The 15728-nt window shown below is 73.5% G+C and carries 12 protein-coding genes; 4 read left to right on the plus strand and 8 right to left on the minus strand.

From position 1 onward, the window contains the following. Positions 1–31: 31 nt before the first annotated feature. The 3 genes from ACWDCZ_RS15355 to ybaK all read left to right on the plus strand — a co-directional run bounded on the left by ACWDCZ_RS15355 (position 32) and on the right by ybaK (position 2960). Positions 32–1612, plus strand: a complete 1581-nt coding sequence (locus tag ACWDCZ_RS15355) for a hypothetical protein (protein ID WP_049650370.1) — start codon at positions 32–34, stop codon at positions 1610–1612. 75 nt (positions 1613–1687) lie between these two features. Continuing rightward, entirely contained in the window at positions 1688–2425 is a 738-nt protein-coding gene (locus ACWDCZ_RS15360; protein WP_181970799.1) for an LON peptidase substrate-binding domain-containing protein, read from the plus strand. Between the two features lie 40 nt (positions 2426–2465). Beyond that, complete coding sequence (gene ybaK, locus ACWDCZ_RS15365) at positions 2466–2960, plus strand: Cys-tRNA(Pro) deacylase (protein WP_449816133.1); 495 nt, start codon at positions 2466–2468, stop codon at positions 2958–2960. Positions 2961–3053: 93 nt separating this feature from the next. Here ybaK and ACWDCZ_RS15370 read toward each other — a convergent pair whose 3' ends face one another. From ACWDCZ_RS15370 to ACWDCZ_RS15395, 6 genes are all read right to left on the minus strand, one after another. Continuing rightward, positions 3054–3851 carry an ABC transporter permease gene (locus ACWDCZ_RS15370; protein WP_449816134.1) on the minus strand — a complete coding sequence of 266 codons (798 nt, stop codon included), beginning with the start codon at positions 3849–3851 and terminating at the stop codon, positions 3054–3056. Between the two features lie 102 nt (positions 3852–3953). Then, positions 3954–4763: an ABC transporter permease gene (locus ACWDCZ_RS15375; protein ID WP_074000930.1), complete on the minus strand. Its 810-nt coding sequence runs from the start codon at positions 4761–4763 to the stop codon at positions 3954–3956. Further along, positions 4760–5758: an ABC transporter ATP-binding protein gene (locus ACWDCZ_RS15380; RefSeq protein ID WP_380743866.1), complete on the minus strand. Its 999-nt coding sequence runs from the start codon at positions 5756–5758 to the stop codon at positions 4760–4762. The genes ACWDCZ_RS15375 and ACWDCZ_RS15380 overlap by 4 nt, the downstream gene beginning before the upstream one ends. Positions 5759–5921: 163 nt before the next feature. After that, entirely contained in the window at positions 5922–7202 is a 1281-nt protein-coding gene (locus ACWDCZ_RS15385; RefSeq protein ID WP_049650375.1) for an NYN domain-containing protein, read from the minus strand. A 349-nt stretch (positions 7203–7551) separates the two neighbouring features. Further along, complete coding sequence (locus ACWDCZ_RS15390) at positions 7552–8583, minus strand: aspartate-semialdehyde dehydrogenase (protein ID WP_049650376.1); 1032 nt, start codon at positions 8581–8583, stop codon at positions 7552–7554. A 102-nt stretch (positions 8584–8685) separates the two neighbouring features. After that, positions 8686–9573, minus strand: coding sequence for a dihydrodipicolinate synthase family protein (locus tag ACWDCZ_RS15395; RefSeq protein WP_117487416.1), 888 nt, complete (start codon positions 9571–9573; stop codon positions 8686–8688). A 93-nt stretch (positions 9574–9666) separates the two neighbouring features. Here ACWDCZ_RS15395 and ACWDCZ_RS15400 point away from each other — a divergent pair, with 93 nt between their 5' ends. Further along, positions 9667–10554: a LysR family transcriptional regulator gene (locus ACWDCZ_RS15400; protein ID WP_049649550.1), complete on the plus strand. Its 888-nt coding sequence runs from the start codon at positions 9667–9669 to the stop codon at positions 10552–10554. Positions 10555–10628: 74 nt separating this feature from the next. Here the strand turns inward: ACWDCZ_RS15400 and dnaE are convergent, their stop codons facing one another. Together dnaE and ACWDCZ_RS15410 are read right to left on the minus strand one after the other, a co-directional pair. After that, positions 10629–14162 carry a DNA polymerase III subunit alpha gene (dnaE, locus tag ACWDCZ_RS15405; protein WP_049649549.1) on the minus strand — a complete coding sequence of 1178 codons (3534 nt, stop codon included), beginning with the start codon at positions 14160–14162 and terminating at the stop codon, positions 10629–10631. Between the two features lie 180 nt (positions 14163–14342). Then, the gene (locus tag ACWDCZ_RS15410) at positions 14343–15410 is read right to left on the minus strand and encodes a hypothetical protein (RefSeq protein WP_449816135.1); all 1068 of its coding nucleotides are present in this window, start codon (positions 15408–15410) and stop codon (positions 14343–14345) included. Between the last annotated feature and the right edge of the window lie 318 nt (positions 15411–15728).

The following is a 15728-nucleotide window of genomic DNA, read 5'->3' on the forward strand; positions in this document are numbered from 1 at the left end:
AGGCGAGACGACCGGGGGGACGGGGAAAACCATGGCGGAGCGCGCTCCAGAGGGCTGGACGGACACGGAACGCGCGCTCTGGGAGGCCTACCGCCAGGGCGAGATCCTGGACCTCCGCAGTGGCGAAGCCAACACCGACGACCCCTTCGGCGACGCCCCCTGGGGCCCCGACCGCACCGTCCGCGCCGAGGTGCTCGCCCATCTGCTGCTGGTAGGACCGGAGCCCGCCCCCGGGCGGGTCGCCTCGCTGCGGTTCAGCGGCGTCCTGGTCACCGGCGCGCTCAACCTGGCCGGGGGCGCCATCGACGACTACGTCGAGCTGCACGACTGCCGCTTCGCGCACAAGATCCTCATCTCCGAGGCGGCGGCCTCCACGCTGCGCTTCGTGAACTGCCTGATCCCCCGGCTGGAGGCCTCCCGGCTCTCCACCACCGGCGACCTCCACCTCGCCCGCTGCCGCGTCCCCGACGGCATCCGGCTCACCGACGCCCGGATCGGCACCGACCTGCTGCTCAACCAGACCGTCGTCGGCGGCGACCGCCACGGCCGCGCCGTCTCCGCCGACGGGATCACCGTCAACCAGGACTTCGAGGCCGAACGTCTGGAGACCCGGGGCGAGCTGAGCGTGCGCACCGCCCGGATAGGCGGCCGGCTCTCGCTGCGCGGCGCCCAGCTGCGCGCCGACCGGCGGCACAACCCCACCTGCCTCAACGCCGTGCGGGTCACCGTCGGCCATACCCTCTACCTGACCGGCTCCGCCGACCTCGGCTGGGTCGGCTCCCGCGGCTACTACGGCTCCGGCTACGGCGAGAACCCGCCGCCCGACGGGCCCGTCACCCCGTTCCGCGCCTTCGGCCGGGTACGGCTGTCCGACAGCCGCTTCGACGGCGCCTGCCTGGTCTCCGGCGAGTTCCACCTGGAGGACGAGGACGAGCTCTCACTGCGCCGCATCCACACCCCGGAGCTGCGCTTCACCTGCAAGGTCCGCCCGACCGGCACCGTCTCGCTCTCCCGGGCCCGGGTCGGCAACCTGGTCGACACCCCGGAGGCCTGGCCGCTCGGCAAGCACCTGGGCCTCACCGGCTTCGTCTACGAGAACCTGCGCCCGGTCGGCGCCTTCCCCGTCCAGCAGCGGATCGCCTGGCTGGAGGGCTCCTCGGTGGACTTCCAGCCCGAGTCCTACGAGCAGCTCGCGGCCGCCCTGCGCCGCGACGGCGCCGACGACGACGCCCGCGAGGTGCTGTACGCCAAGCAGCGCCGGCGCCGCCGCACCCTGCCGCTGCCGGCCCGGGTCTGGGGCGCCGTCCAGGACGCGACCGTCGGCTACGGCTACCGCCCGGGCCGGGCGGGCCTGTGGCTGCTGCTCGCCTGGATCCTCGGCAGCCTCTGGTTCGCCACCCACCCGCTGGATCCGCTCAAGGCCGACGAGCGCCCGCACTGGAACCCGGTGCTGTACACCCTCAACCAGCTGCTGCCGATCGTGGACCTCAACCAGGGCGGCTGGAACCCCGGCGGCCTCACCCAGTGGATCTCCGCCGGGCTGGTCGTGGTCGGCTGGCTGCTCGCCTCCACGGTCGTGGCCGGCGCCACGCGGATGCTCCAGCGCGGTTGAGCCCTCCGGTGGACGGGCCCGGCGAGCGGCCGGGCCCGTCAACCGTGCGACAAGGCCCCCGTCCGGGGAACTACGCTGTCCGCCGTGACAGAACGGCTGCCGCTCTTCCCGCTGAACACCGTGCTCTACCCGGGCCTGGTGCTGCCCCTGAACGTCTTCGAGGAGCGCTACCGCCGTCTCGTCGCCGATCTGCTCGAACAGCCCGAGGACACCCCCCGGCGGTTCGGCGTGCTCGCGATCAGGGACGGCCGGGAGGTCGCCCGGGTCAGGCCCGAGGAGGGCCCGGCCGGTCCGCTGGACGGCCTCGGCACCGTCACCGGGGACCCGCTGGAGGCGGTCTTCCAGGTCGGCTGCGTCGCCGACATCGCCTCCGTCCAGCACCAGCCGGACGGCCGCTACGAGCTGCTGGTCACCGGCACCACCCGGTTCCGGCTGCGCTCGGTGGACGTCTCCGGCCCGTACCTGACCGGGGAGACGGAGCTGATCGAGGAGCGCCCGGGCGAGGGCTCCGGCGCGCTGGCCTCCGAGGTCGAGCGGGCGTTCCGGGTCTACCAGAAGCGCCTGGCCGGCGCCCGCGAGGCGAGCACCGTCGGCCACCAGGAGCTCCCGGACGACCCCCAGGTGCTCTCCTACCTGGTCGCCGCCGCCTCGGTGTTCGAGACCCCGGTCAAGCAGCAGCTGCTCGCCTGCCCGGACACCGCCCAACGGCTGCGCGCCGAGCTCGACCTGCTGCGCCGCGAGTCGGCCGTCCTCAGCTGGCTGCCGTCGCTGCCCGCCGTCGACCTCACCCGCCAGTCCTTCAGCCCGAACTGACCGAGGACCCCAAGGACCTCAAGGACCCCGAGGACCCCGCATGGCCAAGAAGACCAGGAAGGGCGGCCAGGGCACACCCGCCACCGTCGCCCTGGAAACCGCCGCCGTCCCGTTCACCGTGCACGCCTACGACCACGACCCGGCCGCCGCCTCCTACGGCGGCGAGGCCGCCGAGGTCCTCGGCATCGCCCCCGAGCGGGTCTTCAAGACCCTCGTCGCCGACGTGGACGGCACCCTCACCGTCGGCGTGGTCCCGGTCGCCGGCCAGCTCGACCTCAAGGCCCTGGCGGCGGCCGTCGGCGGCAAGCGCGCCACCATGGCCGACCCGGCCGCCGCCGAGCGCAGCAGCGGCTACGTCCTCGGCGGCATCTCCCCGCTGGGCCAGCGCCGGCCGCTGCGCACCGTCGTCGACGTCAGCGCGCTCGGCCACCCCACCGTCTACGTCTCGGCGGGCCGCCGCGGCCTCGAAGTCGAACTGGCCCCCACCGACCTCGTCGCCCTCACGAAGGCCGACACCGCCCCCATCGCCCGCTGAGCCCCCTCCCCGGGGGAAAGCCCCTCCCCGGGGGAAAAGCGAGGGCGCGGGGCCGGCGCGGGACGACCCGCACCACCCCGCGCCCGACCACGCTCAGCGCCCCGTACCGCTCCCCGGACCGTTTCCGGCGCCGCTCCCCGCACCCGGCCCGGCCCACGGCCCGGCCGGCGCCTCCGCGGAGGGCCCCGCCGAGGGCCCCGTCGGGGGCACCACCGGGGGCCCCGCCAGCGGAGCCTGCGCCACCGGCGCCCAGTACGGCGGCGGGTCCTCCTCCCGCTTCCCGAACGCGGCCGAGAGCAGGAGCAGCACCACCATCGCCGTCATCGGCCAGACCAGCAGCGCCCCCAGCGCCCCCAGGTCGATGCCCGCGTCGAAGTGCCCGCCGTTGCCGACCCGCCGGGCCTCGCCGATCAGGTCGCCGCTCGGCCCGAGCCACCGCCCGATCCGCCAGGCCCCGATCGATCCGAGCAGCCCGCCGACGGCCAGTCCCAGCGCGACCGCGATGCCGCCGCCGCGCCGCCGGGTCACCAGGAAGGCGCCGAGCGCGGTCAGGATCCCGGCCCCCAGGCCGATCAGCACGAACACCGCGTCGGCCCCGGCCCGCTGCTCGCCCTCGGGGTCGGCGTAGAGGATGCGGTCGCCGTCCACCAGCAGCGGCACCTTCGGCGCCAGCCAGGCCCACAGCCCGGCCATCACCAGACCGGCCACCAGGCAGGCGACCACGACGCCCGCCCCGACCCGGACCTCCGGCAGCAGCCGCCGCCCCAGCGGAATCGTCCCGTGCCCGAGGGCGGTGGCCCCGTACGGCGGCGCGAACGGGTCGGGCGCTGCGTCCGGCACCGCCTGCACATCGGCGGGCGCGGGATCCGGAGGTGTGTTCGGTACGGTCACGCGCCCCATCGTTTCACGACGGCCACCCGGACGACCCACCCGTACCCGCCACCGTGCCCACCGGTCGTGGGCCCGCTACGCGACGCCCGGCCGCGGGACGCCCTACCGCGAGACCGCCCGCCGGTACGCCCAGGTGGCGACGGCCAGCGACACCACGCCCACCCCCGCGCAGACCGCCAGGTCCACGAGCACCAGCGCCCAGTCCGGGTCCGGCGCGAAGGTCCGCGCGAAGGCGTCCACCCCGTACGTGGACGGCAGCAGGTCCCGCAGCCACTGCACCGGCTGCGGCAGGTGGTCCACCGGCAGCACGCCCAGCAGCAGGGCGGCCGACATCCCGAGCTGCCCGAGCATCGTCGCGAGCTCCTGGCGCGGCGCCAGCAGCCCGCAGGCCGCCCCCAGCCCCGACAGCGCGGCCCCGGCCAGCGGCACGACCGCCAGCAGCACCCACAGCTGCCCGAGCGGCAGCCCGAACATCACCGCCCCGAACGCCGCCGTGGCGAGCGTCCCGGGGAGCGTGAAGGAGGCGTACGCGGCGGCCGTCCCCAGCACCACCGAGGCGGCCGGCACCGGCAGCGTCGCGTAGTGGTCGAGCCCGCCGGTGGCCCGCAGCTTCCCGAAGTACTGGGCGAGCAGGTTCAGCGCGACGAACGCCACCACCAGCACGCTGGACCCGGCGACCACCGACCGCGCCGCCGAGGACTGCCCGGCGTCCACCACGCCCCGCATCATCACCAGGATGCCGACGGACTGGAAGGTGGCCACGAACAGCAGCGGGATGCGCGCCACCCGTGCCCGGGCGAGCTGCGCCCGGTACACGGCCGCGAGCGCCGGCAGCAGCCTGGCCGCGGGGGCGAGCGGGGCGGGGGCGGCCGTGGACCGGTCGGTCCGCGGCGGCACCGAGAGCAGCGTCACTTGGCCAGTCCTCCGTGGCGGCCGCCCAGCTTGAGGTAGGCGTCCTCAAGGCTCGGGGTGGCGAGGGTGAAGTCGTCGAGCGCGGCGAAGGCCGGGCCGGTGGTGACGGCGGCGACCAGTTCGCGGGCCTGCTCGGGGGTGGTGCGGACGGTCCAGCGGCGCCCGGTGCACTCGGCCCGTTCGCGCAGCGCGGCGACGGCGGGCACGCCGAGCGGCGCCTCGTCCCGCCAGACCAGGTCGAGCCGGACGTCGCCGTCCACCAGCGCCTTGAGCCCGCCGGGCGTGTCGCAGGCGATCACCCGGCCGTCGTCGACCACGGCGACCCGGTCGAGCACCGTCTCGGCCTCGATCACGTTGTGGGTGACCAGCAGCACCGTCGTCCCGTGCTCGGCGCGCCGCCGGTCCACGGCGCTCCACACGGCCCGCCGGGCGACCGGGTCCATGCCGGTGGTGGGCTCGTCCAGGACGAGCAGCGGGCGCTCCCCCACCAGGGTGGCCGCGAAGCAGGCGAGCCGCCGCTGTCCGCCGGACAGCTTGGCGAGCGGCCGGGCGGCGAGCGGCTCCAGCCCGAGTTCGGTCAGCACGTCGGCGGCAGCGCCGCGGGCCTGCGCCCTGGTGAGTCCGCGCAGCCGTCCGGTGGTCTCGGCGGCGAGCGCGACCGTCAGCTCGTCCAGCGCGGTGGATTCCTGCCCGAGGTAGCCGAGCAGCCGGGCGGCCCGCTCGGGGTGCCGCACGATGTCGTGGCCGAGGAGTTCGACGGAGCCCGAGTCGGGGCGCAGCAGTCCGGTGAGCTGGCGCACCAGCGTCGACTTGCCGGCTCCGTTCGGCCCGAGCAGCCCGAAGACCTCGCCCTGGCGGACGGTGAGGCTGATCCCGTCGTTGGCCCGGATCTCGGTGGCGGCCGCGCCGCGTCCGCTGCGGTAGGTCCTGACCAGGTCGCGCACGGCCACGCACGGCAGGGGTTCCTCGGGTGCTCGCCCCGCCGTCTCGCTCACGACCGAAGACTCTACGCGCTCATACGGGCGAACCGGACAACGGGGCCCCGCCCGCGCCCGGGCCGCCGACCTGGCGGGTCGTCCGCCGGGCCGCCGCGGCCCTCGGACCCCCTCGGTCGTCGCGCCGCCCCGGCCGTCGGGCCCGCTCGGTCCGCCGCCCGGCTCAGTCGTCGACGACCATCGACCCGCCCGGCACCCGCGCCGCCAGTTCCTTCCAGAACCCGGCCCGGATGGCGTAGCGGTCGTGCTCGTCGATCTGGTCGTCCTTGTGCGCCAGCAGCCCGAAGCGGGCGGCGTAGCGCAGCAGCTCGCCATCCACCCGGTGCGGGATGCGCGGGTAGTCGGGCCAGAGCATGGTCAGTCTTTCCGCGTCGCCGACGCGTTCGCTCCAGCGGCGGGCGAAGACCTGCCCGACCTCGTGGGCGTCGCCGCCGATGGAGGTGATGTCCTCCTCGCGGTCGGCCCAGCGCTGCTCGGCGGTGGTGAGCTGGGCGAGGGTGGGCAGGCTGTCGCCGGCGGTGACGGCGGGCTCCGGGACGGGCCGGTCCACCCAGCCGCGGTCGGAGGACCAGCGCAGCACCGGCCCGGTCTGCGCGACGGCCCCGTTCCCGTTCACGCCGTGGCCGTTGCTGCCGTTCGCCACCGGGGTGAGCGCCGTGACCGGGGTGACGGAGGAGGCCCGCCCGGCCAGGTCCTTCGGTGTCGGTACGACCTTGAGCGCGGCCGCGGCCGGCTGCGGCTGTCCGTCGGTGGCGGGGGCGTCCGCCGGGGCCGCGGCCGTGGCCGCCGGGCGGACCACCGGCGGCACCACGGTGGGCAGCGGGGCGGCCGGCGGGGCGGCGAGGATCTTGGCGATCTCCTGCCGGGCCCCCGGGGCCGGGAACATGCTGGAGTGCTCCCGCAGGGAGAAGGACCCCTCGATCCACTCCCGGTCGAGCACCCGCCGCTCGTCCGCCTCGCCGACCAGGTCCTCGGACTGGTTGAAGTCGCCGTCGGCGGCCTGGAGGGCCCACAGGTGGACGGCCACCCCGTGCTCCTTGGCGGTCATCATGCCGGGCAGCAGGTCCCCGTCGCCGGTGATCAGCACGACGTCGGCGCAGGCCCGGTTGCGGGCGAGCTCGGAGAGTTCGGCGTGCATCGCGGCGTCCACGCCCTTCTGCACCCAGCGCCCCTCGGCCCGGGTGAGGGCGCCGAGCCGTACGGTGACCCGGGGCAGTACCCGCAGCCGCCGGTGCTCGGGCATCGGGCGCCGGTCGGGCGCGGCGTCGAACCAGTAGATCCGCAGCAGCGGCAGGCCTGTCTCGGCCTCGGCGCGTTCGCGCAGTGCGGCGATCAGGGCCGTGTGGTTCACGGTGACCTTGGAGCGGGACGGATCCCCCGCGAGCAGGCTGGCGGCGGCGCCCAGCAGATATCCGGCGTCCACCAGGACGACACAGCGGTCCATCGCGCACCTCTTTTCGCTCGCCCTCGGAATCAGTCGGGTGGGTCGATTCGGGAATGGGCGGTCCGCCCGCCGTCCGGGCGTGCCGAGGTGAGGGGCCCCCGTCGTCGCCCGATCGTTGGGTCACCTTTTACCCGCGGTTCGCCTGCCGAACCTCGCCGGTTGTCCCGGTAGCGCAACGGCCGTCCCAACGAGGAGCAAACAAAAGCGAAGGCGGGCCCCGTACAACGACGGGGCCCGCCCGAGGTCACGCGGCGGTGGTCCGGCCAATGTCCCGGCCGGTGGTTCACCCCGGTGGCGCTCAGCCGATGGGGTTCACCCGGAGGTGCTCAGCCCTTGAGCTCAGGGGCGCTCAGCCCTTGAGCTCGGCGGCGACCAGCTCGGCCAGCTGGACGGCGTTCAGCGCGGCGCCCTTGCGCAGGTTGTCGTTCGAGACGAACAGCGACAGGCCGTTGTCCACCGTCTCGTCCACCCGGATGCGGCCGACGTAGCTCGGGTCCTGGCCGGCGGCCTGGAGCGGGGTGGGGATGTCGGACAGCTCGACGCCGGGGGCGGCGGCGAGCAGCTCGACGGCCCGCTCGGGGCTGATCGGGCGCTCGAAGCGGGCGTTGATCTGCAGCGAGTGGCCGGAGAAGACCGGGACGCGCACGCAGGTGCCGGAGACCTTCAGCTCCGGGATGCCGAGGATCTTGCGGCTCTCGTGGCGGAGCTTCTGCTCCTCGTCGGTCTCGTTGGAGCCGTCGTCCACGAGGGAGCCGGCAAGCGGCACCACGTTGAAGGCGATCGGCCGCTGGTAGACCTTGGGCTCCGGGAACTCGACGGCGGCGCCGTCGTGGGCGAGCGCGGCGGCGCCGAGCTCCACGACCTTGGCGGCCTGGTCCTGGAGCTCCGCGACGCCGGCCACACCGCTGCCGGAGACGGCCTGGTAGGTGGAGACGACGAGCGCGGCCAGGCCGGCCTCCTCGTGCAGCGGGCGCAGCACGGGCATGGCGGCCATGGTGGTGCAGTTCGGGTTGGCGATGATGCCCTTGGGGCGGTCCGCGATGGCCTCCGGGTTGACCTCGGAGACGACCAGCGGGACCTCGGGGTCGCGGCGCCAGGCGGAGGAGTTGTCGATCACGACGGCACCGGCCGCGGCGACCTTGGGGGCCAGGGCCTTGGAGGTCGAGCCGCCCGCCGAGAAGATCACGATGTCCAGGCCGGTGTAGTCGGCCGTGGCCGCGTCCTCGACGGTGACCTCGGTGCCCTGCCAGGGCAGCGTGCGCCCGGCCGAGCGGGCCGAGGCGAACAGCCGCAGCTGCTCCACCGGAACGTTGCGCTCCGCCAGGATCTCGCGGACCACGCCGCCGACCTGGCCGGTGGCACCGACAATGCCGATCTTCATCTCCGACTACTCCTCTGAAAGGTGCTGTTCACAGCCGCACTCCGCCCATCATGCCTTGTCACGGGCGTCGTACGACCTGGCGTTCCACGACGTGAGAGTGCGCTAGTGGTCCAGACCACTGGCGAGGGCCAGCGCCGCCTCCACCTCGGCCCGCCCGGCCGGCAGCAGCGGCAGCCGCACGTCCGGGGTCGGGATCCGGCCCTGGGCGTGCAGCACGCCCTTGGTCACCGTCGGGTTCGGCGCCGTGAAGGCGGACAGCGCCAGCCCGGTCAGCCGGTGCCCGAGCGCCCGGGCCCGCGCCACGTCCCCGGCCTGCCAGGCCTCCGTCAGCTCGACGAACCGGGCGGTCGCCAGGTGCGCGGAGGCGAGGATGCCGCCGGCCGCGCCGAGCGCCAGCATCGGCGAGAGGAAGGCGTCCTCGCCGGTCAGGAAGGCGAACCCCTCGGGGGCGTCGGCGAGCAGCTCGGCGGCCGTCTGGTCCAGCCCGCCGGTCGCGTACTTGACGCCCACCACGCCCTCGATCGCGGCGAGTTCGCGCAGCGCGGCGGTGGAGAGCTGCTGCCCGGTGCGGTACGGGATGTGGTAGACGACCAGCGGCAGCGGGCTGCTCGCGGCCAGCGCCCGGAAGTGCGCGACCGTCCCGGCCTCGCCGGCCCGGACGAAGGACGGCGTGGTGACCAGCGCCGCCGCCCCCGGCACCCGCGCGCCGAGCGCGGCCAGCGCCTCGCCGACGGTCCGGGTGTCGCCGCCGGAGGCGCCGACGGTCAGCTGGGCCCCCCGTGCGGCGCAGGCGGCCGCGGCGACGTCGACCACCGCGTCCCGCTCCCCGGCGGTCAGCGCGGCCGGCTCGCCGGTGGTGCCGAGGGCGACCAGCCCGGCCGCCCCGGCGTCCAGGACCTCGTGCGCGAGCTTCTCCAGCGCGTCGAGGGCGACGGAGCCGTCGGCGGCGAAGGGGGTGATCAGGGGGACGTGGATGCCCTTGAGTTCCATGTCCACGATCCTGCGGCCCGCCGATCGCCCAGGTCCAGTTCACATTTCCGACGCTTCTCGTAAGCTCAGCCGATGCTCGGCTAGCCTGGACGGATGCTGGACGTCCGACGCCTGCGCCTGCTGCGCGAACTCGCCCACCTCGGCACCATCGCGGCCGTCGCCGAGGCGCTCTCCTTCAGCCCCTCGGCGGTGTCCCAGCAGCTGTCCGTCCTGGAGAAGGAGGCGGGCGTCCCGCTGCTGGAGCGCACCGGGCGGCGGGTCACCCTCACCCCGGCGGGGCGCAACCTCGTCCGGCACGCCGAGGCGGTGCTCGCCCTGCTGGAGCAGGCCGGTGCCGAACTCGCCCACGCCAAGCGGGGGTTGGCCGGTCCGCTGCGGATCGGCACCTACCCCTCGGCGGCCCGGGCGATCATCCCGGCGGTGCTCGCGGAGCTGGCCGGCTGGCACCCGGGGCTGGAGCCGATGGTCACCGAGGTGGACCCGGCGGCCGTCGGCGCGGCGCTGCGGGCGGGCGAGCTGGACGTGGCGCTGGTGCACGAGTACGACCTCGTCCCGACCGACCCGGAGCCGGGCCTCGCGGTGACCCGCCCGGTCTTCACCGAGCCCATGTACCTGGCCGCCCGCGTCCCGGGCACCGTCGCCGAGCAGCGCGGCGCGCCGTGGATCATGTCCTCGCCCGGCACGCTCTGCCACACCATGGCCGTCCGCGCCTGCGAGGCGGCGGGCTTCGCACCCCGCATCCGGCACCAGATCGACGACTTCACCACCGTGCTGGCCCTGGTGGCGGCCGGCCAGGGCGTCGCCCTGGTCCCCCAGCTGGGCACGGCCGGGCTCCCGCCCGGCGTCGTCCTCACCCGCCTGCCGATGTACCGCCGCACCCGGGCCGCGTTCCGCGCCGGCGCCGGCTCCCACCCGGCCATCTCCGCCTTCGTCTCGGCGCTGCACACGGCGGTCCCCCCGGGCCTCGGCGGCGGCACCTGAGACGGGCCCCTCCCCCGTACGCGAAAGGCCCGGGTGTCCGCCGCAGCGAGCGCCCCGGGCCTTCCGCTCCCGTCCTAGCCCGCCAGGCAGCTCGGCCCGAGCAGCTGCTTCAGGTCCCCGAACAGCGCCGGGTCGGACTTCACCCGGTGCCGGTCGAGCCGCAGCACCGTGGTCTTGTCGCGGCCCTCCAGCCGCACCCGCACCTCGGTGGTGCCCCGGTGGCTCCCGAGCACCTCGCCGAGCCGGGCCACCAGCGGCGGGGTGACCTTCGCGCTCGGGATGAGGATGGTGATCGGCGCCTCGGCGTGCGCGTTCGACAGGTCGGGGACGGACAGCTCCATCCCCATCAGCCGCGGCACGTCCTCCCGCTTGTCCAGCTTGCCGCGCACGAAGACGACGGCGTCCTCGGCCAGCTGCGAGGAGACCAGCTGGTAGCTGGCCGGGAAGAACATGCAGTCGATGGAGCCGGCCAGGTCCTCGACGGTCGCGATCGCCCAGGCGTTGCCCTGCTTGGTCATCTTCCGCTGGAGGCCCGAGATGATGCCGCCGATGGTGACGATCGTCCCGTCCGGCCGCTCCGCGAGGTCGGCCACCGCGCAGTCCGCCTTGTCGGCGAGCACGTGCTCGATGCCGTGCAGCGGGTGCGAGGAGACGTAGAGGCCGAGCATCTCCCGCTCCTGGGTGAGCAGGAAGGACTTCTCCCACTCCTCCTCGGAGAAGACGACGTCCAGTCCGAAGCTCGGCTCCTCGGAGGCGGTGTCGCCGCCGAAGAGGTCGTACTGTCCGACCGCCTGCTTGCGCTTCACGTCGACGACGTTGTCGATCATCGGCTCGAACTGGGCGCTCAGGCCCTTGCGGGTGTGGCCGAGCGAGTCGAAGGCGCCGGCCTTGATCAGCGATTCGACGGTCCGCTTGTTGCAGACCACCGACTCCACCTTGTCCAGGAAGTCGGGGAAGGACGCGAACTTCCCCTTGGCCTTCCGGGTCCGGATCATCGAGTCGACGACCGGCCCGCCGACGTTGCGGATGGCGGTCAGGCCGAACCGGACCAGGGTGTCACCGTGCGGGGTGAAGTCCGAGTCCGACTCGTTGACGTCCGGCGGCAGCACCTGGATGCCCATCTTGCGGCACTCGTTGAGGTAGACCGCGGACTTGTCCTTGTCGTCCTTGACGGAGGTGAGCAGCCCGGACATGTACTCGGCCGGGTAGTTGGCCTTGAGGTAGGCGGTCCAGTACGAGACCAGCCCGTAGCCGGCGGTGTGCGCTTTGTTGAACGCGTAGCCGGAGAAGGGGACGAGGACGTCCCACACGGCCTGGATGGCCGCGTCGGAGTAGCCGCGCTCGCGGCAGCCCTTCTGGAAGGGGACGAACTCCGCCTCCAGGATCTCCTTCTTCTTCTTGCCCATGGCGCGGCGCAGCAGGTCGGCCTGGCCGAGCGAGTAGCCGGCCAGGATCTGCGCGGCCTTCTGCACCTGCTCCTGGTAGACGATCAGGCCGTACGTCGGCCGGAGCACCTCCTCCAGGGGCTTCTCCAGCTCCGGGTGGATCGGGGTGATCTCCTGCTGACCGTTCTTGCGCAGCGCGTAGTTGGTGTGGGAGTTGACGCCCATCGGGCCGGGCCGGTACAGCGCCAGGACGGCGGAGATGTCCTCGAAGTTGTCGGGCTTCATCAGGCGCAGCAGCGAGCGCATGGGGCCGCCGTCGAGCTGGAAGACGCCGAGCGTGTCGCCGCGGGCGAGGAGTTCGTAGGTCGGCTTGTCGTCCAGGGGCAGATCAAGCAGGTTGATCTTGACGCCCTTGTTCTTCTCGATCGCCTTGACGGCGTCGTCCATGATCGTCAGGTTGCGCAGGCCGAGGAAGTCCATCTTGAGGAGGCCGAGGCCCTCACAAGTCGGATAGTCGAACTGCGTGATGGTGACGCCGTCGGTGTGCCGGGTCCAGACCGGGATGTGGTCGGTCAGCGGCTCGGCGGACATGATGACGCCGGCGGCGTGCACGCCGGGCTGACGGATCAGGCCCTCGATGCCGCGCGCGGTGTCGATGACCTTCCGGACGTCCGGGTCGTTCTCGTACAGCCCGCGGATCTCGCCGGCCTCGCTGTAGCGGGGGTGCGAGGAGTCGGTGATGCCGGAGAGCGGGATGCCCTTGCCCATCACGTCCGGCGGCATCGCCTTGGTGATCCGGTCGCCCATCGCGTACGGGTAGCCGAGGACCCGCGAGGAGTCCTTGATGGCGGCCTTCGCCTTGATGGTGCCGTACGTGACGATCATGGCGACCTTGTCGGATCCCCACTTCTCGGTCACGTAGCGGATCACGTCACCGCGCCGGCGCTCGTCGAAGTCGATGTCGACATCGGGCATCGAGATGCGCTCGGGGTTGAGGAAGCGCTCGAAGATCAGGCCGTGCGGGATCGGGTCGAGGTCGGTGATGCCCATCGCGTACGCGACCAGCGAACCGGCCGCCGAACCACGGCCCGGGCCCACCGCGATGCCCTGGCTCTTGGCCCACATGATGAAGTCGGCGACCACGAGGAAGTACGCCGGGAACCCCATCTGGATGATGGTGTCCATCTCGTACTCGGCGAGCTTCTTGTGCTCCTCGTCGTACCCGTTCGGGAAGCGCCAGTCCATGCCCTTCCACACCTGGGACTTGAAGAAGTCCGCCTCGGACTCGAAGCCCTCCGGGATCGGGAAGCGCGGCATGAGGTTCTTGAACTTGAACATGCCCTCGGTGTCGACCCGGGAGGCGACGAGGAGTTGGCTGTTGCGGCAGCCCTCCTGCCAGGCGTCCGAGGAGTCGAGGGCGTACATCTCGGCGGCCGACTTGATGTAGTAGCCGGTGCCGTCGAAGCGGAAGCGGTCCGGGTCCGAGAGGTTCTTGCCGGTCTGGACGCAGAGCAGCAGGTCGTGCGCCCCGGCGTCGGCCTCGGTGGTGTAGTGCGAGTCGTTGGTGACGACCGGCGGGATGTCCAGCTTCCTGCTGATCTCCAGCAGCCCGTCGCGGACCCGCTTCTCGATGTCGAGGCCGTGGTCCATCAGCTCCAGGAAGTAGTTCTCCTTGCCGAAGATGTCCTGGTAGTCGGCGGCGGACTTCAGCGCCTCGTCGAACTGGCCCAGGCGCAGCCGGGTCTGCACCTCGCCGGAGGGGCAGCCGGTGGTGGCCATCAGGCCGCCGGACAGCTCGGCGATCAGCTCCTTGTCCATCCGGGGCCACTTCACCAGCCAGCCCTCGGAGTACGAGCGCGAGGTCAGCTTGAAGAGGTTGTGCAGGCCCTCCTTGTTCCGGGCCCAGATGGTCTTGTGGGTGTACGCGCCGGACGCCGAGACGTCGTCCCGCTTCTGGTGCGGCTGGCCCCACAGGATGCGCTTGGTGTTCGAGCGGGACTCCGGGGCGACGTACGCCTCGATGCCGATGACGGGGGTGATGCCCGCGTCGGTCGCCTGCCGGTGGAACTCGGCGGCGCCGTACATGTTGCCGTGGTCGGTCATGGCCACATGGGTCTGACCGAGGCGCTCGACCTCCTTGAACATCTGCTTCAGCCGGGCGGCACCGTCCAGCATCGAGTACTCGGTGTGGACGTGCAGATGCGCGAACGGCTGGTCGCTCAAGGCGGGGCCTCCGGAGGCTCTGGTGCTGATCTGGCTGGCCGGCGAACGCGCAGGTCACAGGGGGTTCCCCTGGAAATGGATGTGGCCCGGAGCGCCTCGCGGGGCCCGGGCCATCACTCACACGTTCACGCGTCCACTCTAGCCCTCTTCGAACGGCTTCCCGGTCTCTGGCGAAGGTGCCTAGGCCGGCCCGGCGAGTCGCGCCCCGGCGGCCTCGCGGACCTCCGGCTCCTCCATCGGATCGTCCCCCAGACAGGCCAGGCGGTCGCGCACGTCGGGCCGGTCGGGGGCGTACTCGACGGCGAGCAGCCGGGCTCGCGCCTCGCAGTCCCACAGCGACTCGACGTACGCCTCGGCCATGCCGGCGGCCCCCATCGCCGCCAGCGCCTCCAGGTAGTCGGCACGCTCGTACGAGTGCGGGGTCCAGAGCCAGAAACGGCGCAGCAGCGAGACCGCGTCGGCAGCCTCCGGCCCGAAGCGGGCGAGACCGCGCGCGAGATCGTCCGGGCCGCACCAGGACCGGTCCACCCACCGCCGCTCCAGCTCGGCGAGCAAGCTCGGCACGTCACCCTCGTCGCCGTGGGCGGCCAGCACCGCATGGCCGATCTCGGCCAGCCACGCCTGCTCCGAGGCCGCCCACTCCCGGGCCGCTGGCACGGCCTGCCCGGCCAGCCGGTCGACGGCCTTACCCAGCAGCGGCAGCGGTCGGATGCCGTCGGCGGCACCGAGGCCAGGGACCATTGGGATCAGCGCGGGCTCGGGCGGGCGGAGCGAGAGGGCCACGAGAGCGGAGGCCTTGGCACCCTCGGGCGCCGCCGGATCGCGTAGCAGGGCCAGCAGGCTCGCACTGTCCCGCTCCGGGTACGGATCCGGCCGCCGCACCGGGCGGGGCGCGGGCGGCTCATTCTCCTCCGGAACGAAGTCCGGCAGCGCCGCCCGGGCGTCCGCCGAGCCGGCGAGCACCAGCAGTTCCAGCACGCTGATGGCCCGGTCACGGGTGTCTTCGTCCTGGGCCGTCGCCATCTCGACCACGGGCCCGAGCGGGAGTTCCAGGTCCCGGATCAGTCGGGCCAGGTAGAGGTGTCGGTCGTCCACCTGCGAGTCCCAGCGCCAGTCCCAGCGGATGCAGCCGTGGACGAGTTCGGCGACCGAGGAGCGGTCGGCGGCGGCTATCAGCACGCCCTGGCCCCGGCCGCGCTGGAGGAGGCCGAGGAGGGTGGTCGGCGGCGCGTAGTGGTCGCTGTGCATGGGGTCCATCGTGCCGCAGCCCCCGGCGCGTGGGCGGCGGGGGCTGGCGGGGTCAGGCGTCCTGGTCGGGCGGCGGGGCCGCGCGGAGGGTGGTGACGATGCCCAGGGCGACGATGGCGGTCGCGAGGGCGAGGAGGACGGCGAAGGCCGTCCCGATCAGGTATCGCACGAGGTCCTGCGCTCGGCGTCGAGGAGCAGGGTGAGGAGGTTCAGGAGCGTTGACGCCGGCGCCGTGTTGAAGCGGACGAGGACGCGGCCGTCCATGGTCCGGTCGGTGCCGATCGAGGGGAAGATCAGGCCGAACTCGCGCCCCCGCTC

The sequence above is a fragment of the Kitasatospora sp. NPDC001225 genome, assembly GCF_053597855.1.

What these genes read in the sequence shown, in the direction of transcription:
- ACWDCZ_RS15355 (WP_049650370.1), top strand. Translation starts at nt 32, where the DNA reads ATGGCGGAGCGCGCTCCAGAGGGCTGGACGGACACGGAACGCGCGCTC.
- ybaK (WP_449816133.1), top strand. Translation starts at nt 2,466, where the DNA reads ATGGCCAAGAAGACCAGGAAGGGCGGCCAGGGCACACCCGCCACCGTC.
- ACWDCZ_RS15385 (WP_049650375.1), bottom strand. Translation starts at nt 7,202, where the DNA reads ATGGACCGCTGTGTCGTCCTGGTGGACGCCGGATATCTGCTGGGCGCC.
- ACWDCZ_RS15390 (WP_049650376.1), bottom strand. Translation starts at nt 8,583, where the DNA reads ATGAAGATCGGCATTGTCGGTGCCACCGGCCAGGTCGGCGGCGTGGTC.
- ACWDCZ_RS15395 (WP_117487416.1), bottom strand. Translation starts at nt 9,573, where the DNA reads ATGGAACTCAAGGGCATCCACGTCCCCCTGATCACCCCCTTCGCCGCC.
- ACWDCZ_RS15400 (WP_049649550.1), top strand. Translation starts at nt 9,667, where the DNA reads ATGCTGGACGTCCGACGCCTGCGCCTGCTGCGCGAACTCGCCCACCTC.
- ACWDCZ_RS15410 (WP_449816135.1), bottom strand. Translation starts at nt 15,410, where the DNA reads ATGCACAGCGACCACTACGCGCCGCCGACCACCCTCCTCGGCCTCCTC.